Consider the following 22504-nt stretch of genomic DNA (forward strand, 5'->3'; position numbering starts at 1 on the left):
GTTGGGGGCTGCCGTCAGCTGACCGGCAGACCCATCCATCTTACGAGCTCGTCGGTGGCGCGCTGCACGTCGTCGTTGTAGATGGTCACGTCGAACTCCGGTTCGGCGGCCAGCTCGACGCGCGCGGTGGCCAACCGGCGCTCCCGCTCCTCCTCCGTCTCGGTGCCGCGGCCGACGAGCCGGCGCACCAGCTCGTCCCAGCTGGGCGGGGCGAGGAAGACGAAACCGGCCTCCAGCTCGGTGCCCTGCGTGGCCTGGCGGACCTGGCGCGCACCGGCGAGGTCGATCTCCAGCAGCGCCGGACGGCCCGAGGCGAGGACCTCCTCGACGGGCCCGCGGGGTGTGCCGTAGCGGTGCCGGCCGTGGACGCGGGCCCACTCCAGCAGCTCGCCGTCGCGCACGTAGCCGTCGAAGGTCTCCTCGGAGACGAAGTGGTAGTGCACGCCGTCGACCTCGCCGGGCCGCTGTGCCCGCGTCGTGGCCGAGACGGAGATCCAGATGTCGGGGTAGCGCGCGCGCAGGTCCGCCGAGACGGTCCCCTTGCCGACGGCCGTCGGGCCGGCCAGCACGGTGAGGCGGTGGGGCTGCGCGTGGGACGGCACAGCGTTCAGGACGTGCTCCCGGCCGCGGTGCCGAAGCGTTCGACGAGGGCGGCGATCTGGTGGGCCCCCAGCCCGCGCACCCGCCGGGACTCCGAGATCCCGATCTCCTCCATGATCTGCTTCGCGCGGACCTTGCCCACGTTCGGCAGCGACTCCAGCAGCGCGGAGACCTTCATCTTGCCGAGGACCTCGTTCTCCTGGCCCTCCTTGATGACGTCCTCCAGGCTGCCGCCGGTGTACTTCAGGCGGTGCTTGACCTCGGCCCGCTCGCGACGGGCCGCCGCCGCCTTCTCGAGGGCGGCGGCGCGCTGTTCAGCGGTCAAGGGAGGCAGAGCCACTTCATCACCTCAGGTCGTTGCGCTCGCAGGACGGGTGCCGGCGGTCCGGGTGAACCTATCCAGCCAGGTCACGGGCCTGCAACGGCGGGTCCGCGTTCACGGTCGGGCGAGCGCGGCGGGGTCCGCACCGCGGTGCGGCAGCAGCCGGCCGGCCTCGATGTCCTCCGCGAAGTGGCACGCGACGCGGTGCTGCGGGGGGTGTCCCGGGAGCACGCGCAGCTGCGGCCGCTCCTCGTGGCAGCGCGTCTCCTGCACCCACGGGCACCGGGTCCGGAAGCGGCAGCCCGTCGGCGGGTCGGCCGGGCTGGGCAGGTCCCCCACGAGGCGGATGCGCTCGCGCCGGGCCTCCGCGACGGGGTCGGGCACGGGGGCCGCGGACAGCAGGGCCCGCGTGTAGGGGTGCAGCGGGCGCTCGTACAGCTCACCGCTCGGCCCCTCCTCGACGAGCCCGCCGAGGTACATGACGCCCACGGTCGTCGAGACGTGCTTGACCACGGCCAGGTCGTGCGCGATGACGAGGTACGTCAGCCCCAGGTCCCGCTGCAGCTCCTCGAGCAGGACGAGGACCTGCGCCTGGACGGACACGTCGAGGGCCGAGACGGGTTCGTCGGCGACCAGCAGCGCCGGGTCCAGGACGAGCGCGCGGGCGATCCCGACGCGCTGGCGCTGACCGCCGGAGAACTCGTGCGGGTACTTCGCCCCGGCCCCGGACGGCAACCCGACCCGATCGAGCAGCCCCCGCACGCGGGCCCGCCACGCGGTCGGTCCCCCCGGCGCCTTGTGCACGGCCAGGGGTTCGACGAGCGCGCTCTCGACGGTCTGCCGCGGGTCGAGGCTGGCCAGAGGGTCCTGGAAGACCATCTGCATGCGCCTGCGCTCGCGACGCAGCTCCTCCGCGCCCAGGGCCAGGACGTCCCGGCCGTCGAGGTGCACCGAGCCCGCGGTGGGTTCCTCCAGGCGCAGCACGGCCCGCCCGAGGGTGGACTTCCCGCAGCCGGACTCCCCCACGAGGCCGTAGGTCGTGCCGCGGACGACGTCGAGGGAGACGCCGTCGACGGCCTTCACGGCCCCCACGCGGCGCTGCAGGATCCCCGACCGGATCGGGTAGTGGACCTGCAGGTCGCGCACGGACAGCAGGACGTCCTCCGGCGGGTCGGCCGGCGGCGTGGTGGGCGGGACGGTCATCGGGAGACCTCCAGGTCGGCGGGGTGCACGCACCGGGCGGGGTGCCCGGACGGGCCGCCCTCGATGCCACCGGCGGCCTCCAGCGCGATCTCCCCGGCGCGGCAGGCGTCGTCGGCGGCGCCGCACCGCGGGGCGAACGCGCACCCCTGCGTCCACGGCAACCGGTCCCGGACCGTGCCGGGCACGGGCTGCAGGGCCGTCCCCTCGGGGGCGTCGACGCGGGGGACGGCGGCCAGCAGACCCGTCGTGTACCGGTGCCGGGGCCGGGCGAACAGCTCCCCGCGGGTGGCCTGCTCGACGACCTTGCCGGCGTACAGGACGTTGACGCGGTCGCACGTGCCCGCCACGACGCCGAGGTCGTGGGTGATGAGGACCATCGCGGTCCCCGACTCCCGCACCAGCCCCGTCAGCAGGTCCAGGACCTGCGCCTGGATCGTCACGTCGAGGGCCGTGGTCGGTTCGTCGGCGATGATGAGCCGCGGCGAGCAGGCCAGCGCGATGGCGATGAGGACGCGCTGGCGCATCCCGCCCGACAGCTGGTGGGGGTACTCCCCCACCCGCCGGCGCGGGTCGGGGATGCCGACGCGCCCGAGCAGCTCGACGGCCTCCTTCTTCGCCGCGGTCCGGTCCAGGTCGGTGTGCGTGCGCAGCACCTCCGTCAGCTGCCGGCCCAGCGTCAGGACGGGGTTGAGCGACGTCATGGGGTCCTGGAACACCATCGCCAGGTCCTTGCCGCGCCGGCGGGCCAGCTGCCCGGCCGAGGCCCGCAGCAGGTCGGTGCCGTCGAAGCGCACGGCCCCGCTCACCCGGGCCGAGCGCTGCGGCAGCAGCCCCATGACCGCGAGCGAGGTGACGGACTTGCCGCAGCCGGACTCCCCGACCAGCCCCACGACCTCGCCGGCGTCCACGTCGAAGGACACGCCGTCGACGGCGGTGAAGTCGGGGGCGCCCTTGCGGGAGAACGTCACCCGCAGGTCGTCGACCTCGAGCAACGTCATCGCGAACTCCTCGGGTCCAGGGCTTCGCGCAGCGCCTCGCCGAGCAGGGTGAACCCCAGCGCGGTGACGGCGATTGCGAGACCGGGGTACAGCGCCAGGTGCGGCGCCTGGTCGAGCCGGGCCTGGGCGGTGACGAGCATGCGTCCCCACTCGGCGACGGCGGGGTTCGGGTCGCCGAGGCCCAGGAAGCTCAGCGCGGCCACCTCGATGACGGCCGTGGCCAGCGTCAGCGTGGCCTGCACGAGGACGGGGCCCAGGGAGTTCGGCAGCATGTGGCCCACGACGATGCTGCGCCGGCGAAGGCCGAGCGAACGCAGCGCGACGACGTAGTCCTGACCGCGCTGGGCGAGCAACGAGGCGCGCAGCAGCCGGGCGAAGATCGGGACCTGGGCGGCCGAGATCGCCAGCATGATCGACCAGGAGTTGCGCCCGAGCACGGCCGCGACGGACACGGCGAGCAGCAGGCTCGGGATCGACAGCAGGACGTCGACGACCCGCATGACGACCGTGTCGACCTTGCCGCCGATGCCGCCCGCGAGGATCCCCAGGAACGCGCCGGCCGCGAGGCCGACCGCCGTGGAGACGACGCCGATGACGAGGGAGGACCGGGCGCCGTAGAGCAGCTGGGTCAGCAGGTCCGAGCCGAAGGAGTCCAGCCCCAGCACGTGCTCGGCACTGGGCCCGGGCACCGAGGTCGGCGTGACCTGCCCGAACCACTCCGACGTCGCAGGCTTGTACGGCGCCAGCAACGGCGCCGCCGCGGCGACGAGCACGAAGAGCAGGACGATGACGGCGCCCACGATCCCGGCGGGGTTGCGGCGCAACCGCCGCCACGCCGACTGCCAGGGGCCGACGCCGTCCTCGCCGGTCGCCGCGCCCGCGGCCCCGTCGGGGCCGGCCGGCGTCAGCGCGTCCAGTGCGGTCACGACACCCTCACCCTCGGGTCGATGAACCCGTAGCTGACGTCCACCACGAGGTTCACGAGCGCGTACACGACGGCGATGAAGAGGATGAACCCCTGCAGCACCGGGTAGTCGAGCTGGGTCACGGCGTCGAACAGGTAGCTGCCGATGCCGTTGATGGAGAACACCGTCTCGGTGAGGACCGCCCCGGACAGCAGCGCCCCGGCCTGCAGGCCGAGCGTCGTCGAGACGGGCAGGAGCGCGTTGCGCAGGACGTGGCGGCGGCTGATGACCGACCGCGGCAACCCCTTGGCCTGGGCCGTGCGGACGTGGTCGTCGCCGAGGACGTCGAGGACCGAGGCCCGGGTGATGCGCACGATGATGGCCAGCGGGATCGACCCCAGGGCCAGCGCCGGCAGCACGAGGTGCAGGACGGCGTCCCAGCTCGCGTCCCACTCCCGGGTGAGCAACCCGTCGAGGACGTAGAAGTTCGTGATGTGGGTGGCGTCGATGCGCGCGTTCTGCCGGCCCGAGGTCGGGAACCACCCGAGTTCGATGGCCAGGACGTACTTGAGGATGACGGCCAGGAAGAACACGGGCACGACGACGCCGAGCAGCGACCCGCCGACGACGAGGTTGTCGAGCCAGCCGCCGCGGCGGCGCGCCGCGAGGTACCCCAGCGGGATGCCCACGACGATCGCCAGCAGCAGCGCCGCGACCGACAGTTCGATCGTCGCGGGGAACCGCTCGGTGAACGTCTTCACCACGGGTTCGCCCGTGTTGATGGACGAGCCGAAGTCGCCGTGCAGCAACCGCCCGAGGTAGGTGAGGTACTGCTGCCAGATCGGCTGGTCGAACCCGTACCGCCGGGTGACCTCCGCGATGCCGGCCGGGGTCGCCTTCTCCCCCAGCAGCGCCCGGGCCGGGTCCCCCGGAAGGGCCCGGACCCAGGCGAACAGCAGCAGCGACAACCCGAACAGCACGACCACGAGGAGGCCGAGACGGCGCACGACGAGCGTCAGCACGCCGCCCCCTCCCGTGCGGTCGCGCCCATCAGGAGGCGGAGACCGAGACGGTGTTCCAGACCTCGTCCTGCACGGGGCTCGCCGTGTAGCCCTCGACCCCGGGGGCGAAGGCGAGCGAGGGGACGGGGCTGGCGATCGGGATGCCCGGCAGCAGCGTCATGATCTGCTCGTTGATGTCCTGGTACGTCGTCTCCTGCTCGGACTCCGTCGTGACGGTCCGGGCCTTGGCGAGGGCCTCGAACAGACCGGGGTCGTTGAAGCCCCACTCGTTCGTCTGCGCCCCGAAGAACACGCCGATGAAGTTGTCCGGGTCGTTGTAGTCGCCCGTCCACCCCAGCAGGTGCAACCCGTGCTGCGTCCCGCCCTGCACGGTGCCGAGGTAGTTCGGCGTCCACTGCTCGGCCACCGGCGTGGTCGTGATCCCGGCCGCGGTGAGCTGCTGGTTGATGGCGTTGTAGATCGTCTCGGGGTTCGGCATGTACGGCCGGGAGACGCCCGTCGGGTAGTTGAACGGAACGTTGATCGCGGTCTGGCCGGCCTCGGCGAGGAGCTGCTTGGCCTTGGCGACGTCGTAGTCGTACGTCGTGACGCCCTCGTTCCAGCCGATGACGTTCTCCGGCATGAACTGCGTGGCCGGCTTCGTGCCCGACGGGAGGGCGTTCTTGATGACGGCCTCCTTGTCGATCGCGTGCGCGATCGCCTGCCGCACCTTGAGGTCGCCGAGGGGGGCGTAGGCCTGGTTGATGCCGAGGTAGAGGATGTTGAACGCCGGCCGGTTCTGGATCTGGAAGTCGGCCGACTTCAGCGCCTCGACGTCGGCGGGGGCGACGAGGTCGTACCCGTCGATGTCGCCGTTCTGCAGGGCCTGCTTGCGGGCCGTGCCGTCGCCGATGACCCGGATGACGGCGGTGGCGACCTTGGCCTTGTCGCCCCAGTACTCCTCGTTGCGCTTGAGGGTGACCTGCTGGCCACGCTCCCACGCGCTGAACGTGAACGGACCGGTGCCCACCGGACCGCTGGTCGCGTACGTGCTCTGCCGGGGATCCTTGCCGTCGGCGCCGTTGCCGCCGCCGGCCTCGACCGCCGACGTCTCCTGCATCGCGAACGCGGGCAGCGTGAGTGAGGCGAGGAACCCGGCGAACGGGTTCGTGAGGTTCACGGTCACGGTGCCGTCGGAGTTCGCCGTCGCCCCGGCGTACAGGGAGGTCCCCAGCGCGGGGTCGTCGTTCGTCTTGAACCCGCGGAAGATCGAGCGGTAGTAGTACGCGAGGTCCTCGCCCTGGGCGACCCCGCGGAAGTTGTACCAGCGCTCGAAGTTGGCGACGACGGCCGCGGCGTCGAAGGGTTTGCCGTTGGAGAACTTCACGCCCTCCTGCAGGGTGAACGTGTAGGACTTGCCGTCCGCGGACGTCTCCCACTTCGTGGCCAGCGACGGGGCCAGGTCGGTCGTGCCGGGTTTCGTGGAGACGAGCCCCTCGAAGATCTGCCGCGTGACGCGGAAGGTCTCACCGTCGGAGGCGAAGGCGGGGTCCAGGGAGTCCGGGTCGGCCGAGCCGCCGAAGACGAAGGTGTCCCGAGCGCTGCCACCGCTGGAACCGCCCGAGCCCCCCTCGTCGCGCTCGCTCTTCGCGCACGCGGACAACGTGGCCAGCCCCGCCGTCGCGACGGAGGCGATCGTGAACGCCCGCCGCGTGGGGGTGACGGTCGAGCGCTGCGCGGGGCTGTGCTGTTCGGGGTCTCGCTCGGGCACTGCGGGCTGCGTCTTCGGCGACATCTACGTCCTCGTTCCGGCGTACGGTCCTGGAAGGTCCTGCTCGGGCGTGCGAGGGCAGACGCTAGGACATGCCTGAGTGCTCACCAAATCCGCCCCACCCTCGTCACACAGTTGTTACGAACGGCCGGCGGTGGACGCAGACCCCGCCAGAGCGCGGGGGCGCTGGACAATCTGCCCCGAGGCGGCCGCTGGGCCGAGTGGGTGGTCCTCGGTCCCGCGACTCCCCGCGGCCCCCGGGGGCACCGATGACCTGGGGGTGACCGGACACCTCACCCGGCCGGTGCCGGCGCCCGCCCCCGGTCACCGACCCGACCCGACCCGACTGCCCGCCGCCCAGCGTCGACGGCTGGGCGCGCTCCTCGTGGAGCGCAGGCTGCTCTCCCCCGGCGACCTGGCGTGGGCGCTGCAGCACCGCGAGGAGGTCGGCGAACCGCTCGGCACGGTGCTGCTGGCCGCCGGGCTGGTGTCCCGGCGCGACCTCTACGGCGCGCTGGCCACGGTGTGGGGCGCCGAGCTCGCCTTCGTCGAACCCACCGACCTCGACCCGGTCCTCGCGACCGCCTTCGACGCCCGCGACCTGGCCCAGGAGGGGTGGGTTCCGCTGCGCGTGCAGACCGGCGACGACGGCCGCCGCACCGTCGTGGTGGCCGTCGCGGGGCGCCCCCGGGAGGAGGTCGCCGAGACCGTCCGCGCCCGGACCGGGATCGAGGACGTCCACCAGGTCGTGACGACCGACTGGGACGTGCACCGGGCGCTGCGGACGGGCTGGCGCGACCAGCTGGTCCACCTCGCGGTCCGGTCGCTCGCCGAGGACGCCCCGGAGGTGTCCGCGAGCCGCGTCGCCACCCCGCGGCAGGTGGCCGGGCTCGTCGTCGCGCTGGGACTGCTCGTCGTCGCCGCGGTCCTCGTCCCGCACCAGCTGGTGGCGGTGCTCGTGGTGGCCGTCTCGATCGGCTTCGGCGTCAGCGTCCTGGGCAAGCTCGTCGTCTCCCTCGTCGGGGCGGCCGCCCCGCCCAGCCGGCTCGGTGTGGACGGGCCTCAACCGGCCGACGCGGACCTGCCGCACGTGACGGTCCTCGTCCCGGCCTACCGGGAGGCGCAGGTCGTGGGGTCCCTCATGCGCAACCTGACGCACCTGGACTACCCGGTCGAGAAGCTGGAGATCCTGCTGCTGCTGGAGGAGGACGACCCCGAGACCCTCGAGGCCGCCCTGGCCGCCGCCCCGCCGGAGGCCGTCCGCATCCTGGTGCTGCCCGACTCCCAGCCCCGCACGAAACCCCGGGCCTGCAACATCGGGCTGGCGTTCGCCCGCGGCGAGTACGTCGTCATCTACGACGCGGAGGACCGCCCCGAACCGCAGCAGCTGCGCCGCGCCGTGGCCGCGTTCGAGGAGGGCGGGCAGGACCTCGTCTGCGTGCAGGCGGCGCTGAACTACTTCAACCCGGACGAGAACCTCCTCACGAGGATGTTCACGCTGGAGTACTCGAGCTGGTTCGACAACACGCTCCCGGGGCTGGACCGGCTGGGGTTGCCGATCCCGTTGGGCGGCACCAGCAACCACTTCCGGACCGACCGGTTGCGCGCCCTCGGCGGGTGGGACCCCTACAACGTCACCGAGGACGCCGACCTCGGGATCCGGGCGAGCGCGCGCGGGTGGCGGGTCGCGGTCATCGACTCGACGACCTTCGAGGAGGCGAACAAGGCCGTCGGCAACTGGATCCGGCAGCGCAGCCGCTGGATCAAGGGGTACCTGCAGACGTTCCTCGTCCACAGCCGCTACCCGCTGCGCTTCGTCCGGACCGTGGGTCTGAAGCAGGCGGCCGCGTTCGTCCTGCTCATCGGGGGGACCCCCGCGGCGTTCCTCAGCGCGCCCGTCCTGTGGGCCGTCTTCGGGCTCAGCCTGGCCGAACCGCACCTGCTGCCCGCACTGACACCGGCGCTGCAGCTCGTGAACCTCCTGAGTCTGCTCGTGGGCAACGCCGGCGTCGTGTACCTGAACCTGCTCGCCACGTTCCGCCGCCGGGCCTACCGCCTGGCCCCCTTCGCGGTGCTCGCGCCCGCCTACTGGGTGCTGCACTCCGTCGCGGCGTACAAGGCGCTGTGGCAGCTGGTGACCCGGCCGTTCTACTGGGAGAAGACGACGCACGGGCTGACGAACCACGCCGACGCCCCGGCTCCGGTCGTCGAGGTCCGGGAGGTCACGGCGTGACCCTGCCGATGACCACGGCCGCCGCCGTCGCGCTGGCCGCGGGGCTGCTCGCGACGGTCCTGTTCCTGCGGTCCGGGCGCCTCGTCCCCGGCGCGGCCGCGGCGTCCGCGCTGGCCGTGGCGACGTGGGCCGACCCGTGGGGACTCGCCGCCGCGCTGGCCGTCTGCGCGCTCGCCGGTCTCGTCGGGGCGGCCCCCCGGTGGGCCGGCGAGGCCGCCGGAGCGGTGACCGGTGCCCACCGGGGGTTCGCGGTGGCGATGGTGCTCGGCCTTCCGGCGGCGGTGACCGCCGCCGGGGTGCAGTTCGCCGCCTGGCAGAGCTCGCGCTGAGGGACCCGCGGCCGCTCAGTCGCGCAGGTCGAGCCCCACGACGAGCGGGTCGTGGTCGCTGGAGCGGAACGGGTCCGCCGCGTACAGCGCCGGGTCGCCGTCGTACTGGTAGGCGCCGGACTCGACGGAGTTGACGTTCCAGTGCACCGCGCCGGTGACCTTGCGGGTCAGTTCCCGGGTGGCCAGGGCGTGGTCGAGCGACCCGGACAGGGCGTCGAACACGTAGCTGTACCGGCCCGCGTCGAACCGGCTCCCGAGGTCGGTCAACCCGTCGCGCCGCAGCTCCTCGACGGGGTCCTCGCGGGTGTAGGAGTTGAGGTCGCCGAGGACGAGGACGTCGGGGTCCCCCGTCCTGCGGCGCAGGCTGTCGACGAACCCGGCCAGCGAGGCGGCCTGCCGGACGCGGTCGCCGTTCCAGGCCCCCTGCCCGTCACCGGTGTCGGCGTTGTCACCCGTCGCGGCGTCGCCGGAGCCCTTGGACTTGAAGTGGTTGGCCACCACCGTGAACCGGTCGGCCGCCGCGGGTCGACCGGTGCGCTGGAACGTCTGCGCCTGGGGTTCGCGGGCGTTGTCCCACACCGTCTCGTCGACGAGCCCGACGGGTGCCCCCACGGGCGCCACGACGTCGTCGCGGTAGACGATCGCGTTGCGGATGACGTCGCGGTCGGTCCCGTACAGCTCCTTCGGCATCGGGACGTAGGACCAGTGCCCCGTCCCCGCCGCGTTGAGCCGCCGGACGAGGTCCGCGAGCGCCGTGTCGGCGTTGCCGGGGGTCAGGCCCGTGGAGTCGGTGTCCTCGATCTCCATGAGCGTGACGACGTCGGCGCCGAGCGCCTGGATCGCGGGGACGATCTTGCCGGCCTGCCGGTCCAACCCGGCCTGGTCGTCGGCGCCGCGGGCGTCCGGCCCGGTGAAGGTGAGGAAGTAGTTCAGGACGTTGAACGCGCCGACGCGCACGTCGCCGCCGACGCGGTCGGGGCGGTCGCGGCGGGTGTCCTGGGGGGCGAGCAGACCGTCGGCGGTCCCGTCGGCGGGCTGCAGCCGCCAAGCGTCGAACCCGTACCCGAGGACGACGGGTTCGCGCAGGCGCGCGGCGTCGCCGACGCGGACCGGGGTCGTCGGGGAGAGGTAGGGCCGGGCCGTCGTGCTGGTGCGCGCCGAGCGGGCGTCGTCGAGGACGACGCTGCGCTCGGCGTTGCGCGTGGCGATCCGCTGCGCGGCCGGGGTTCCGGGGCGGGCGAGCTCGGTGGGCTGCACGAGGAGCCCGCCCTGGGACAACGTCAGTTCGCCGTAGCTGGTGAGGGCGTGGACCTCGCTGACGGTGAGGCGGTCGGCGGGCGCGACGAGCATGCCCTCGAGGCGTTCGCGGGCGGCGTCGTCGGCGGGCAGGCCGAGCCGGGCGGCGCGCGGGAGGTCCTTCGCGGACCCGTCGTGGCAGACCGTGACGGCCGATCCGGCCGAGACCTGGGTCTGGCCGCCGAACTCCCCGGCGGTGCCGGTCACCGCGACGGTGTCCCCGAGGTCGACCTGGGCGCCGGGGGCGTACACGAAGACGCCGTCGGAGGTGCGGGGGTCGCGGTCGCCACCGTCTTGGAGGTAGAAGCCGTCGAGGCCGGGCGTGTCGCCGACGACAGTGCCGGCCACGGTGACCTGCCGGCCGGCGAGCGGGGTGGTGTCGCCCGTCCCCTGGACGGCGCCGATGGTGCGGGTGGGGGCGGCGCACGTGGCCGCGGACGCCGGCAGCGCCGTGAGGGGGCCGGCCAGCAGGAGCGTCAGTACTCCCCCGGTCAGGAGCCGGCGGGTCGGGCGGGTCGTCGGGTGGTTCACGGGGGTGCCTTCCGGTCGATCACGCGGACCGGGGCAAGGTAACCACTCTCAGCAACCACTGGGGGACCTCAGGGTGAACACCTGGCCGCCGCCCGTCCCCCGGGGGACGGATCGTTGAACCCTCGCTCTCGTTCACCGGAAGTGAGGGGCCAACGATGCGCCGCGGGGTGCCGTCAGAGGGGGACGCCGCGAGCGCTGTCGACGCTCATGCGCTCCAGCCAGGAGCGCGCTTCGAGGGCGGCGAGCAGCTGCCGCTCGCCGCTGGCCTCACGCATCTCGGCGGGGGCCAGCTCGACGACGGCGGCGACGGCCTCCTGCAGGACGACGACGGGGTCGATCGCGATGTTCTGCAGGAACGCCCCGACCTGCCGGCGCGCCTCGAGCTCGTCGTGCCCGACCTCGACGGCCGTCACGGTCAGCGCGGCGAGGCCGCGGGCGATCATGCGCGAAGGCATCAGCGGACCGGTCCGGTGGGACGGGCCGGTGTCGGGACGGGGCACGGCAGCACGTCGGCCATCGTAGGCACCGACGGGGCGGCCCACCCGGCGGGTGAGCCGCAGGTCACCCGGCCAGCGCTGCGGTGACCGCGTCGGCCGAGCGGCGGGCCGCGTCCCGCAGGGCGGTCGCCGACGGGCCGGCGGCCAGCACCTCCCGGGAACTGGCGGCGAGCACGAGCCGGCGGGCGTCCCCGAACACCTGGCGCAGGTCGTCGGCCGTCGCTCCCTGCGCACCCACCCCGGGGGCGAGCAGCGGCCCGTTGACGGCCGCGAGGTCGATGCCGAGGTCGGCGACGGCCGACCCCACGGTCGCGCCCACGACGAGCCCGACGTCCCCGAACGGTGCCGCGCCCGCGTTCTCGGCGGCTGCGGCCTCGGCGACGGCCCGCGCGACGGACCGGCCGTCGGCCCCCACGGCGTGCTGCACCGCAGCCCCCTCGGGGTTGGACGTCAGCGCGAGGACGAAGACGCCCCGCCCGTGCCGGGCCGCGAGGTCCAGCAGGGGCCGCAGCGAGCCGAACCCCAGGTACGGCGAGACCGTCACGGCGTCCCCGGCCAGCGGGGAGTCGCCGACGAACGCGTCGGCGTACCCCGCCATCGTCGAGCCGATGTCACCGCGCTTGGCGTCGACCACGGTGAGCAGGCCGGCGGCGCGGGCGTCGGCGACGACCCGCTCGAGGGCGGCGACCCCGCGCGAGCCGTGCCGTTCGAAGAACGCGGCCTGGGGTTTGACGGCCGCGACGTGCCCGGCGAGGGCCTCGACGACGGTGCGCCCGAACCGCTCGACCCCGTCGGCGTCGTCGGGCAGGCCCCACGCCGCGAGCAGCGGCGTGTGCGGGTCGATCCCCGCGCACAGCGGACCGTGCGCGGCGACCGCCTCGGCCAGCCGGACCCCGAACCGGGGCGCGTCCCCGCTCATGCCCGGAAACCCTCCCAGGCCGCCTCGAGGCGTGCGGTGTGCTCCTGCAGCGACGCCACCCGCAGGCCCTGGCCACCGCGTTCGGCGTCGAGGGCCGCCTCGATGGCCTGCACGGCCGCCGAGAGCTCCTGGATCGTCGTGATGATCGGGGAGCCGACGGACGTCGCCGCGGCGCGGATCTCGTACCCGTCGGCGCGGGCCTGGTTGCCCGAGGGGGTGTTGACGACGATCGCGACCTCGCCGGCGGCGATGCGCCCGACGATCGTCAGCTCACCCTCGTGGCTCGTGCCCTCGGAGTGCTTGCGCACCACCGTCGACGCGATCCCGTTGCGCCGCAGCACCTGGGCGGTGCCCTCGGTGGCCAGCAGGGTGAACCCGAGGTCGGCGAGGCGCTTGATCGGGAAGATCATCGCGCGCTTGTCGCGGTCGGCGACGGAGATGAACGCCGTGCCGCCGGTGGGCAGCCCGCCGTACGCCGCCGTCTGGGACTTGCCGAACGCCGTCGGGAAGTCGACGTCGATGCCCATGACCTCGCCGGTGGAGCGCATCTCCGGCCCGAGGAGGGAGTCGACGACCACACCCTCAGCCGTCCGGAACCGGGCGAAGGGCAGCACGGCCTCCTTGACGGAGACGGGCGAGTCCGCCGGCAGCAGACCGCCGTCGCCGTGCGCGGGCAGCAACCCCTCGGCGCGCAGCTCGCGGATGGGCGTGCCGGCCATGAGCCGGGCCGCCGCCTTGGCGAGGGGGACCCCGGTCGCCTTGGAGACGAACGGCACGGTGCGCGAGGCCCGCGGGTTCGCCTCCAGGACGTAGAGGATGTCGGCGGCCAGGGCGAACTGGACGTTCAGCAGACCGCGCACCCCCACCCCGCGGGCGATGGCCTCGGTCGCCGCGCGGACGCGCTCGAGCTCGGAGACGCCGAGGGTCACCGGCGGGATGACGCACGCGGAGTCGCCGGAGTGGATCCCGGCCTCCTCGATGTGCTCCATGATCCCGCCGAGGTACATCTCCTCGCCGTCGAACAGGGCGTCGACGTCGATCTCGATGCCGTTGTCCAGGAAGCGGTCCACCAGCACCGGCCGCTCGGTCGAGACCTCGGTGGCCGTCGCCATGTAGTGCTCGAGGGTGGCCTCGTCGTAGACGATCTGCATGCCGCGGCCGCCGAGCACGTAGCTGGGGCGGACGAGGACGGGGTAGCCGATCTCGGCCGCGATGGCCTTGGCCTGCGGGAAGCTGGAGGCGGTGCCGTGCTTGGGCGCCACCAGCCCGGCCTTCTCCAGCACCCGGCCGAACGCGCCGCGCTCCTCGGCCAGGTCGATCGCGGCGGGCGAGGTGCCGATGATCGGCACCCCGGCCTGCTCGAGCTTGGCGGCCAACCCGAGCGGGGTCTGACCGCCGAGCTGGACGACGACGCCGGCGACGGGGCCGCAGCGCATCTCGGCGTGCACGACCTCCAGGACGTCCTCGAGCGTGAGGGGCTCGAAGTACAACCGGTCGGAGGTGTCGTAGTCGGTCGAGACCGTCTCGGGGTTGCAGTTGACCATGACGGTCTCGTAGCCGGCGTCCGAGAGCGCGAAGCTGGCGTGCACGCAGGAGTAGTCGAACTCGACGCCCTGCCCGATGCGGTTGGGCCCGGACCCGAGGATGACGATGGCCGGCTTCTCGCGCGGCCGCGTCTCGTCCTCGGTGTCGTAGGAGGAGTAGTGGTACGGCGTGCTGGCCGCGAACTCCGCCGCGCACGTGTCCACCGTCTTGAAGACGGGCCGGATGCCGAGGGCGTGCCGGACCCCGCGCACGACGTCCTCGGGCAGGTGCCGCAGTTCACCGATCTGGGCGTCGGAGAACCCGTGCCGCTTGGCGTACCGCAGCAGTTCGGGCGTGAGCTCCTCGCTCTCGCGCACCTCGACGGCGATCTCGTCGATGAGGAACAGCTGGTCGAGGTACCAGGGGTCGATCTTGGTGGCCTCGAACAGCTCCTCGGGCGTGGCGCCCGCGCGGATGGCCTGCATGAGCAGGCCGATGCGTTCGTCGGTCGGCTGCTGGACGCGGCGCAGCAGGTCCCCGCGGTCGCCCACGGTACCGGCCCAGCTGAACGCCGCACCCCGCTTCTCGGTGCTGCGCAGCGCCTTCTGCAGCGCCTCGGTGAAGTTGCGGCCCAGGGCCATGGCCTCCCCGACGCTCTTCATCGTCGTGGTGAGCGTCGGGTCGGCCGCCGGGAACTTCTCGAAGGCGAACCGCGGCACCTTGACGACGACGTAGTCCAGCGTCGGCTCGAAGCTGGCGGGCGTCACCGAGGTGATGTCGTTCGGGATCTCGTCGAGGGTGTACCCCACGGCGAGGCGCGCAGCGATCTTGGCGATGGGGAACCCCGTCGCCTTCGAGGCCAGGGCCGAGGACCGCGAGACGCGCGGGTTCATCTCGATGACGATGATGCGGCCGTCGACAGGGTTCACCGCGAACTGGATGTTGCAGCCGCCGGTGTCGACGCCGACCTCGCGGATGACCGCGATGCCGATGTCCCGCATGCGCTGGTACTCGCGGTCGGTGAGCGTCATGGCGGGCGCGACGGTGATCGAATCGCCGGTGTGGACGCCGACCGGGTCGAAGTTCTCGATCGAGCAGACGACCACGACGTTGTCGGCGCGGTCGCGCATGAGCTCGAGCTCGTACTCCTTCCAGCCGAGGATCGACTCCTCGAGGAGCACCTCGGTGACCGGGGAATGGTGCAGGCCCTGGCCGGCGATGCGGCGCAGGTCGTTCTCGTCGTAGGCGAACCCGGACCCCAGGCCGCCCATGGTGAAGCTGGGCCGCACGACGACGGGGTAGCCGAGGTCACCGGCCGCCGCGAGGACCTCGTCCATCGTGTGGCACAGGTGCGAACGGGCCGACTCCGCGCCGCAGCGCTCGACGACGCCCTTGAACAGCAACCGGTCCTCGCCGAGCTTGATGGCGTCGACGTCGGCCCCGATGAGCTCGGTGCCGTACTTCTCCAGGACGCCGTTCTCGAACAGCGCGATCGCGGTGTTGAGCGCGGTCTGGCCGCCGAGGGTCGCCAGGACCGCGTCCGGGCGCTCCTTGGCGATGATGGCCTCGACCGTGGCGGGGGTGATGGGTTCGACGTAGGTCGCGTCGGCCATCTCCGGGTCGGTCATGATCGTCGCCGGGTTGGAGTTCACGAGGATGACGCGCAGGCCCTCGGCCTTCAGCACGCGGCAGGCCTGGGTGCCGGAGTAGTCGAACTCGGCGGCCTGGCCGATGACGATCGGGCCGGACCCGATGACGAGGACCGACGACAGGTCGGAGCGACGGGGCATCAGGCGTCCTTCTCTACGGTCGGCTCGGTCGGCTCGGTGGTGTCGGTGGCGCCCTGGTCGTCGACGAGCTGTTCGGCGGGTGTGCCGTCCATGAGGTCGACGAACCGGTCGAAGAGGTACGAGGCGTCGTGCGGACCGGCCGCCGCCTCGGGGTGGTACTGGACGGAGAACGCGGGGACGTCGAGGCAGCGCAGGCCCTCCACGACACCGTCGTTGAGGCCGACGTGGCTGACCTCCGCGCGACCGTAGGGGGTGTCGCGGACCTCCCCGGCGGTGCCGTCGACGGCGAACCCGTGGTTGTGCGCGGTCACCTCGACCTTGCGGGTCGTCAGGTCCATGACGGGCTGGTTGATCCCGCGGTGGCCGTACTTGAGCTTGTACGTGCCGTAGCCGAGCGCGCGGCCGAGCAGCTGGTTGCCGTAGCAGATCCCGAAGAACGGGATCCTGCGCTCCAGCACGCCCTGCAGGACCTCGATCTCGTGGGTCGCCGCGGCCGGGTCGCCCGGGCCGTTGGAGAAGAACACGCCGTCGGGCGCACCGCCGTCGGGGCCGGAGGTGAGGACCTCCTCGAGGGTGACGTCGGAGGGCACGACGGTGACCTCGACGCCGCGCTCGGCGAACCGCTGCGGGGTCATCGACTTGATGCCGAGGTCGACCGCCGTGACGGAGAACCGCCGCTCCCCCACAGCCGGCACGACGTAGCGCTCGTCGGTGCTGACGAGGGAGGCGAGGTCGGTACCGACCATGTCGGGCGCCTTGCGGACCTCCTCGAGCAGCTCGGCGGCCGGGCGGGCGGCGGCGTCACCGGAGAACACGCCGACCTTCATGGCGCCGCGTTCGCGCAGGTGCCGGGTCAGGGCGCGGGTGTCGACCCCGGAGATGCCGACGACGCCCTGGGCGTCCAGTTCCTGGGCCAGGCTGCGCCGGGACCGCCAGTTCGACGGGACGCGCGCGGGGTCGCGCACGACGTACCCGGCGACCCAGATGCGCGAGGACTCCTGGTCCTCGTCGTTGTAGCCGGTGTTCCCGACGTGCGGGGCCGTCATGACGACGACCTGGCGGTGGTAGCTCGGGTCGGTGAGCGTCTCCTGGTACCCGGTCATGCCGGTGGAGAAGACGGCCTCGCCGACCGTGGTGCCGACGTGGCCGTAGGCCTCGCCGGTGAAGGTGCGCCCGTCCTCCAGGACGAGGACCGCGGGGGTGCGGGTCGTGGTCGTCACCGGGTACCTCCCGAACCGTCCGTGGGCTTCTGCTGGTCCTTCGTGCGCACGAGTTCCTCCACCTGCTCCGCGAACCTGGCGCCCTCGGCGGGGTGCCGCGGTTTGATCCCTGTGTCCACGACGCGCTCGCCCAGCTTCCAGCGCAGCACGACGAGACCCTTCTCCCGTCCCATCCACTTGCCGACCATGCCCGGCCCGTGACCGACGCCGACGATGTCGGCGGTGGGGATCACGAACGACCGGGCGCCCTGCCGCAGCAGGCCCACGCCCTCGGCGACGAAACCCATCGAGACCGCGCTGCGCGTGCCGAGCCCGTGCGCCGCGATGCGGTCGAGGGCGTTCTCGGCGTCCGTCGTGGAGACGTAGACGCCGTCGACGGCGTCGCGCAGACCCTTCCAGTCCCGGCTGCCCAGGGGCCGCGGGAACTCCTTCTTCTGCCGCAGCGCCCGGCCCCGGTACCCCATGAACATCATGCGCCACAAAAGGAGCAGGGCCAGGACGAGGACGATCGTCGCGATCCACTTCACGGCGTCACCAGCTCGGAGTCGAGGACGGTGGGGCGGCCGCGCAGGAACGTCGCGACGACCTTCCCGGGCAGTTCCATGCCGCGGAACGGGGAGTTGCGCCCCGCCGTGGCCATCGCGGCCGGGTCGACCGTCCAGCGCGCGCCGGTGTCGACGAGGACGAGGTTGGCCGGGTTCCCGACCTCCAGCGGCAGGCCGTGCCCGGCGAGGCGTCCGATGCGCGCCGGGGCGGTGGACATGCGGTCCACCAGCGTGTCCCAGCCCATGAGGCCGGTGTCGACCATCGTGTGCTGGACGACGCTCAGCGCCGTCTCCAGCCCGGTCATGCCCATCGCGGCGGCCGACCACTCGCAGTCCTTGGCCTCGACCGGGTGCGGGGCGTGGTCGGTGGCGACGATGTCGATCGTCCCGTCGGCCAGTCCCTCGCGGACGGCCTCGACGTCGGCCTGCGTCCGCAGCGGCGGGTTCACCTTGTAGACGGGGTCGTAGCCGCGCACGAGCTCGTCGGTGAGCAGGAGGTGGTGCGGGGTCACCTCGGCCGTGACCTGGACCCCGCGCGCCTTGGCCCAGCGGACGATCTCGACCGAGCCGCGGGTGGACAGGTGGCAGACGTGCAGCCGCGAACCGACGTGGTCGGCGAGGAGCACGTCGCGGGCGATGACCGCCTCCTCCGCCACGCTCGGCCAGCCGCGCAGACCGAGGACGGCGCTGACCGTGCCCTCGTTCATCTGCGCGCCCTCGGTGAGGCGCGGTTCCTGGGCGTGCTGGGCGATGACGCCGTCGAACGCCTTGACGTACTCGAGCGCGCGGCGCATGAGGACGGCGTCGGAGACGCAGTGCCCGTCGTCGGAGAAGACGCGGACGGCGGCGCGGGAGTCGGCCATCGCGCCGAGCTCGGCGAGCTGCTGCCCGGCCAGGCCCACGGTGACGGCGCCGACGGGGCGGACGTCGACCCAGCCGGCCTCCTCCCCGAGGCGCTGCACCTGCTCGACGACGCCGGCGGTGTCGGCGACGGGGAGGGTGTTGGCCATCGCGAAGACGGACGTGTAGCCGCCGCGCGCGGCGCTGCGGGTGCCGGACTCGACGGTCTCGGCGTCCTCGCGGCCCGGTTCGCGCAGGTGGGTGTGCAGGTCGACGAGCCCGGGCAGGGCGCGCAGGCCGGTGGCGTCGAGCACGGTCGCGTCCTGCGCGGACAGGCCCGGTCCGGCGGCGGCCACGACGCCGTCGGCGAGCAGCAGGTCGGTCTGCCCGCTCCCGACGGTGACGTTCTGGATCAGGGTCTTCACGCGTCCCCTCCCGGGATCTCGCCGGCCAGCAACAGGTACAGGACGGCCATGCGGACGGCGACGCCGTTGCCGACCTGCTCGACGATCGTGGACCGCACGGAGTCGGCCGCCTCGGCGGAGATCTCCAGACCGCGGTTCATCGGGCCGGGGTGCATGACGATCGTGTGGTCCGGCAGGGCGCGCAGCCGTTCGCGCCCGAGGCCGTAGCGGCGGCTGTACTCGCGCGCCGACGGGAAGTAGGACCCCTTGGAGGCGTCCATCCGCTCGGCCTGCACGCGCAGCATCATGACGGCGTCGGGTTCGCCCTGCAGCAGCGTCGCGTCCAGGTCGTGCGACGTCGCGCAGGGCCACGCCTCGACGCCCACGGGCAGCAGCGTCGGCGGCGCCACGAGCGTCACGTGCGCGCCCAGGGTGTGCAGCAGCAGGACGTTGGAGCGGGCGACGCGGGAGTGCAGGACGTCGCCCACGACGACGACCTTGGCGCCCGCGAGGTCGCCGGTGCCGCCGCGCAGGTGCCGGCGCATCGTGTACGCGTCGAGCAGGGCCTGGGTGGGGTGCTCGTGCGTGCCGTCACCGGCGTTGACGACGGCCCCGCGCGTCCAGCCGGCGTGGGCGAAGCGGTGCGGTGCACCGGAGGACCCGTGCCGGACGACGACGGCGTCGGCGCCCATGGCCTCCAGGGTCAGCGCGGTGTCCTTCAGGCTCTCGCCCTTGGAGACGCTGGAGCCCTTGGCCGAGAAGTTGATGACGTCGGCGCTCAGGCGCTTCGCGGCGGCCTCGAAGGACGTCCGGGTGCGCGTGGAGTCCTCGAAGAAGAGGTTGACGACCGTGCGCCCGCGCAGGGTCGGCAGCTTCTTGACGACGCGCCGCTGGGTCGCGGCCATCTCCTCGGCGACGTCCAGGACGTGCACGGCGGCGTCGCGGTCGAGGTCGGCCGCGGACAGCAGGTGGCGCATCAGTTCCCCCCGCCCGTGATGAGGACGGCGTCGCGGCCGTCGAGCTCGGTGAGCAGGACGCTGACCCGCTCCGCCGAGGACGTCGGCAGGTTCTTCCCGACGTGGTCGGCGCGGATGGGCAGCTCGCGGTGGCCGCGGTCGACGAGGACGGCGAGGCGCACCGCGCGGGGCCGGCCGAGGTCGTTGAGGGCGTCGAGCGCGGACCGGATGGTGCGCCCGGAGTACAGGACGTCGTCGACGAGGACCACGACCTTGTCGTCGATGCCCCCGGCGGGCAGCTCCGTGGGGAGCAGGGCGCGGGTGGGGTGCCGGCGCAGGTCGTCGCGGTACATGGTCACGTCGAGAGAACCCGTCGGGACGGTCGTGCCCTCGACCTCGGCGAGACGGGCCGCGAGCCGGCGGGCCAGCGGCACTCCCCTCGTCGGGATGCCGAGCAGGACGAGGTCGTCCGGGCCCTTGTTGGTCTCGAGCAGCTCGTGCGCGATGCGCGTCACGGCGCGGGCGATGTCGGGAGCTTCGAGGAGCACCCGGGCGTCCGACCGATCGGGGACAGCGTTCACTGCTGACCTCCTTCCCCGCCTCACGGGACGGATCCTTAAAGGACGTCTTCACCGGCCCTGCACGCAGCGTGTGCGCGGCGCGGTGGTCACTGGCGACCCTACAGGAGCACGCTGGTCGTCACCCTCAGGGGCGTCGCCGCCTCCGACCTGCCACACAACGCTGTCGTTGTGAGATCAAACGCTCACACGGAGTAACGGCGCAGGTGCCGAGAGGGTGGTGATTCCCAGGAAACAGGGTGCGAAACGGCAGGTCAGCTTGACGAAGGCGTTCACGCTCCGTGACGATTCTCGTATGGCATCGGACTACTCCCGCGCACTCGGATCGCGTCTTCGCGCCATCCGTACCCAACAGGGGCTGTCCCTGCACGGCGTCGAAGAGAAGTCCGAGGGACGGTGGAAGGCCGTCGTCGTGGGCTCCTACGAACGCGGCGACCGTGCGGTGACCGTCCAGCGACTGGCTGAACTCGCGGACTTCTACGGAGTCCCCGTCTCCGCCCTGCTCCCCGAAGGCGCCCCGCAGGGCAGCTCCGAGCCGCCCCCGCGGCTCGTGCTCGACCTCGAGCGCCTCCAGGAGGTCCCCGCCGAGAAGGCCGGCCCCCTGGACCGCTACGCGAAGACCATCCAGTCCCAGCGTGGCGACTACAACGGCCGGGTCCTCTCGATCCGCGCCGACGACCTGCGCACCCTCGCCGTCATCTACGACGTCCCCGCGACGACGTTGTGCGACGAGTTCATCGCTTGGGGCGTCCTCAACGCCGACGCCCGTCGCGCCGTCGAGCACGGCTGACCCACCGGACGCCCGACCGGCCCGGCCCCACCAGGGGACCGGGCCGTTCTGCGTCCCACCTCCCCCTCGCCCACCCCGCCCACCCCGCCCACCCCGCCCACCCCGCCCACCCCGCCCACCCCGCCCACCCCGCCGCGGGGTCGGGGGTTCGGATCGTTGGCACCTCACTTTCGATGAATGAAAGCCAGGTGCCCACGATGCGGCAGGCAGCGGGTCGTCGTGGGCTCCACAGCCCTCGCTGTCCACAGGTCACCCGCGCGCGGCGTCGCCGACGACGCTCCCCGAGCCACGATCCCCGGGTGCCTCGACGACGAACCTTCGACAGTGCCGACGTCGACGCCCTCCTGCGCCGCAACGACGGGGTGGCCTCGCACCGGCAACTGGTCCAGGTCGGCATGTCCGTGGCCACGATCGCCCGGTGGGCCAACAAGGGTCCGTGGCAGAGGGCGCTGCCGGGCGTCATCGCCGGGCACCGTGGTCCCCTGAGCCTGCGTCAGCGCCGACGGGCCGCGCTCAGCTACGCCGGCGAGAAGTCCGTCATCAGTGGTGACCACGCGCTCGACCTCCTCGGGATCGCGGGTGACCGGCTGCCCGTGGGCGAACGCGTCCTCGTCCTCATCCCCTGGGTTGGACGGAGGTTGTCCACCGGTTTCGTCACGATCGAGCGGACGCAACGCCCGCCGAGCCCCCTCGTCCGACAGGGACTGCTCGTCGCCGGCCCCGCGCGGGCGGCGGCGGACGCCGCGCGCCACGACGACGAGGTCGACCGCGTGCGCGAGGTGTTCGGGGCGGTGCTGCAGCAGCGCCGGACCACCGTCGAGGCCCTGCGCGACGAGGTCTACGACGGCCCGACGCAGCGCACCGCGACCGCCCGACGCGTGCTGGAGGAGGTGTCGGCCGGGACCCGCAGTGCGGCGGAGGGGAAGATCTACCGCCTGGTGTCGACGTCAGCTCTGCCGCAACCGTTGTGGAACGAGGACGTCGTCGTCGACGGCATCCGCATCGGGCATGCCGACGCGTGGTGGCCGGAGCTGGGCGTGGTGCTGGAGATCGACAGCATCCGCTGGCACTCCACTCCCGAGGACCTCCGGCGGACGCAGGCGAAGCAGCGCCGCTACGCCGCGGCGGGCCTCCTGCTGCTCTCCGTCGCTCCGCAGGACGTGCTCGACGATCCCGCCGGCTTCCTCCGTCAGCTGGCTGCAACCCTGTCGGCGGCCACGCGACGCCGCTGAGGCGACAGAGCACGGGAAGC

At 73.0% G+C, this 22504-nt stretch carries 20 protein-coding genes; 4 read left to right on the plus strand and 16 right to left on the minus strand.

Annotation, left to right across the window (positions count from 1 at the left end; translation table 11 throughout):
• Nucleotides 1–14 precede the first annotated feature (14 nt).
• From gmk to AB0637_RS08135, 7 genes are all read right to left on the minus strand, one after another.
• Nucleotides 15–602, minus strand: coding sequence for a guanylate kinase (gene gmk / locus AB0637_RS08105; RefSeq protein ID WP_366171146.1), 588 nt, complete (start codon nucleotides 600–602; stop codon nucleotides 15–17).
• Nucleotides 603–607: 5 nt separating this feature from the next.
• Entirely contained in the window at nucleotides 608–940 is a 333-nt protein-coding gene (mihF, locus tag AB0637_RS08110) for an integration host factor, actinobacterial type (protein WP_366171148.1), read from the minus strand.
• Nucleotides 941–1036: 96 nt separating this feature from the next.
• A complete protein-coding gene (locus AB0637_RS08115; RefSeq protein WP_366171150.1) occupies nucleotides 1037–2125 on the minus strand; it encodes an oligopeptide/dipeptide ABC transporter ATP-binding protein in 1089 nt (362 codons plus the stop codon).
• Nucleotides 2122–3123 (minus strand): ABC transporter ATP-binding protein, encoded by a 1002-nt coding sequence (locus AB0637_RS08120; protein WP_366171152.1) that lies wholly within the window; start codon nucleotides 3121–3123, stop codon nucleotides 2122–2124. Before AB0637_RS08120 ends, AB0637_RS08115 begins: the two co-directional genes overlap by 4 nt.
• Complete coding sequence (locus tag AB0637_RS08125) at nucleotides 3120–4049, minus strand: ABC transporter permease (RefSeq protein ID WP_366171154.1); 930 nt, start codon at nucleotides 4047–4049, stop codon at nucleotides 3120–3122. The genes AB0637_RS08120 and AB0637_RS08125 overlap by 4 nt, the downstream gene beginning before the upstream one ends.
• A complete protein-coding gene (locus tag AB0637_RS08130) occupies nucleotides 4046–5050 on the minus strand; it encodes an ABC transporter permease (RefSeq protein ID WP_366171156.1) in 1005 nt (334 codons plus the stop codon). Before AB0637_RS08130 ends, AB0637_RS08125 begins: the two co-directional genes overlap by 4 nt.
• 28 nt (nucleotides 5051–5078) lie before the next feature.
• Nucleotides 5079–6800, minus strand: coding sequence for an ABC transporter substrate-binding protein (locus AB0637_RS08135; protein ID WP_366171158.1), 1722 nt, complete (start codon nucleotides 6798–6800; stop codon nucleotides 5079–5081).
• 280 nt (nucleotides 6801–7080) lie between these two features.
• Here AB0637_RS08135 and AB0637_RS08140 point away from each other — a divergent pair, with 280 nt between their 5' ends.
• Complete coding sequence (locus AB0637_RS08140; RefSeq protein WP_366171160.1) at nucleotides 7081–9033, plus strand: glycosyltransferase; 1953 nt, start codon at nucleotides 7081–7083, stop codon at nucleotides 9031–9033.
• Entirely contained in the window at nucleotides 9030–9362 is a 333-nt protein-coding gene (locus AB0637_RS08145) for a hypothetical protein (protein WP_366171162.1), read from the plus strand. The genes AB0637_RS08140 and AB0637_RS08145 overlap by 4 nt, the downstream gene beginning before the upstream one ends.
• A 15-nt stretch (nucleotides 9363–9377) precedes the next feature.
• On the opposite strand, the gene AB0637_RS08150 is transcribed toward AB0637_RS08145, so the two are convergent.
• From AB0637_RS08150 to pyrR, 9 genes are all read right to left on the minus strand, one after another.
• Entirely contained in the window at nucleotides 9378–11189 is a 1812-nt protein-coding gene (locus AB0637_RS08150) for an ExeM/NucH family extracellular endonuclease (RefSeq protein WP_366171164.1), read from the minus strand.
• 173 nt (nucleotides 11190–11362) lie between these two features.
• A complete protein-coding gene (locus AB0637_RS08155) occupies nucleotides 11363–11644 on the minus strand; it encodes a hypothetical protein (protein WP_366171166.1) in 282 nt (93 codons plus the stop codon).
• A gap of 106 nt (nucleotides 11645–11750) precedes the next feature.
• Nucleotides 11751–12605 (minus strand): orotidine-5'-phosphate decarboxylase, encoded by an 855-nt coding sequence (pyrF, locus tag AB0637_RS08160; protein WP_366171168.1) that lies wholly within the window; start codon nucleotides 12603–12605, stop codon nucleotides 11751–11753.
• Complete coding sequence (gene carB, locus AB0637_RS08165; RefSeq protein WP_366171170.1) at nucleotides 12602–15919, minus strand: carbamoyl-phosphate synthase large subunit; 3318 nt, start codon at nucleotides 15917–15919, stop codon at nucleotides 12602–12604. The genes pyrF and carB overlap by 4 nt, the downstream gene beginning before the upstream one ends.
• Nucleotides 15919–17139 (minus strand): glutamine-hydrolyzing carbamoyl-phosphate synthase small subunit, encoded by a 1221-nt coding sequence (gene carA, locus AB0637_RS08170; protein ID WP_366171172.1) that lies wholly within the window; start codon nucleotides 17137–17139, stop codon nucleotides 15919–15921. Before carA ends, carB begins: the two co-directional genes overlap by 1 nt.
• On the minus strand, nucleotides 17136–17666 hold the full coding sequence (locus AB0637_RS08175) for an ABC transporter permease (protein ID WP_366171174.1): 531 nt from the start codon (nucleotides 17664–17666) through the stop codon (nucleotides 17136–17138). The genes carA and AB0637_RS08175 overlap by 4 nt, the downstream gene beginning before the upstream one ends.
• A complete protein-coding gene (locus AB0637_RS08180; protein ID WP_366171176.1) occupies nucleotides 17663–18949 on the minus strand; it encodes a dihydroorotase in 1287 nt (428 codons plus the stop codon). The genes AB0637_RS08175 and AB0637_RS08180 overlap by 4 nt, the downstream gene beginning before the upstream one ends.
• Nucleotides 18946–19905, minus strand: a complete 960-nt coding sequence (locus tag AB0637_RS08185; RefSeq protein ID WP_366171178.1) for an aspartate carbamoyltransferase catalytic subunit — start codon at nucleotides 19903–19905, stop codon at nucleotides 18946–18948. Before AB0637_RS08185 ends, AB0637_RS08180 begins: the two co-directional genes overlap by 4 nt.
• Nucleotides 19905–20465 carry a bifunctional pyr operon transcriptional regulator/uracil phosphoribosyltransferase PyrR gene (gene pyrR / locus AB0637_RS08190; RefSeq protein ID WP_366171180.1) on the minus strand — a complete coding sequence of 187 codons (561 nt, stop codon included), beginning with the start codon at nucleotides 20463–20465 and terminating at the stop codon, nucleotides 19905–19907. Before pyrR ends, AB0637_RS08185 begins: the two co-directional genes overlap by 1 nt.
• 292 nt (nucleotides 20466–20757) lie before the next feature.
• On the opposite strand from pyrR, the gene AB0637_RS08195 reads away from it, so the two are divergent.
• Together AB0637_RS08195 and AB0637_RS08200 are read left to right on the plus strand one after the other, a co-directional pair.
• Nucleotides 20758–21252 (plus strand): transcriptional regulator, encoded by a 495-nt coding sequence (locus tag AB0637_RS08195; protein WP_106206055.1) that lies wholly within the window; start codon nucleotides 20758–20760, stop codon nucleotides 21250–21252.
• 299 nt (nucleotides 21253–21551) lie between these two features.
• Nucleotides 21552–22484 (plus strand): hypothetical protein, encoded by a 933-nt coding sequence (locus AB0637_RS08200; RefSeq protein WP_366171182.1) that lies wholly within the window; start codon nucleotides 21552–21554, stop codon nucleotides 22482–22484.
• The last annotated feature ends 20 nt before the right edge of the window (nucleotides 22485–22504 follow it).

The organism is Kineococcus sp. NPDC059986 (assembly GCF_040702905.1).
Lineage (GTDB): Bacteria > Actinomycetota > Actinomycetes > Actinomycetales > Kineococcaceae > Kineococcus.

Excerpts from the sequence above, each read along its gene's own strand:
- AB0637_RS08120 (WP_366171152.1), bottom strand. The coding sequence starts at position 3,123 with ATGACGTTGCTCGAGGTCGACGACCTGCGGGTGACGTTCTCCCGCAAG.
- AB0637_RS08185 (WP_366171178.1), bottom strand. The coding sequence starts at position 19,905 with ATGCGCCACCTGCTGTCCGCGGCCGACCTCGACCGCGACGCCGCCGTG.
- pyrF (WP_366171168.1), bottom strand. The coding sequence starts at position 12,605 with ATGAGCGGGGACGCGCCCCGGTTCGGGGTCCGGCTGGCCGAGGCGGTC.
- AB0637_RS08195 (WP_106206055.1), top strand. The coding sequence starts at position 20,758 with ATGGCATCGGACTACTCCCGCGCACTCGGATCGCGTCTTCGCGCCATC.
- AB0637_RS08155 (WP_366171166.1), bottom strand. The coding sequence starts at position 11,644 with ATGCCTTCGCGCATGATCGCCCGCGGCCTCGCCGCGCTGACCGTGACG.
- AB0637_RS08115 (WP_366171150.1), bottom strand. The coding sequence starts at position 2,125 with ATGACCGTCCCGCCCACCACGCCGCCGGCCGACCCGCCGGAGGACGTC.
- carB (WP_366171170.1), bottom strand. The coding sequence starts at position 15,919 with ATGCCCCGTCGCTCCGACCTGTCGTCGGTCCTCGTCATCGGGTCCGGC.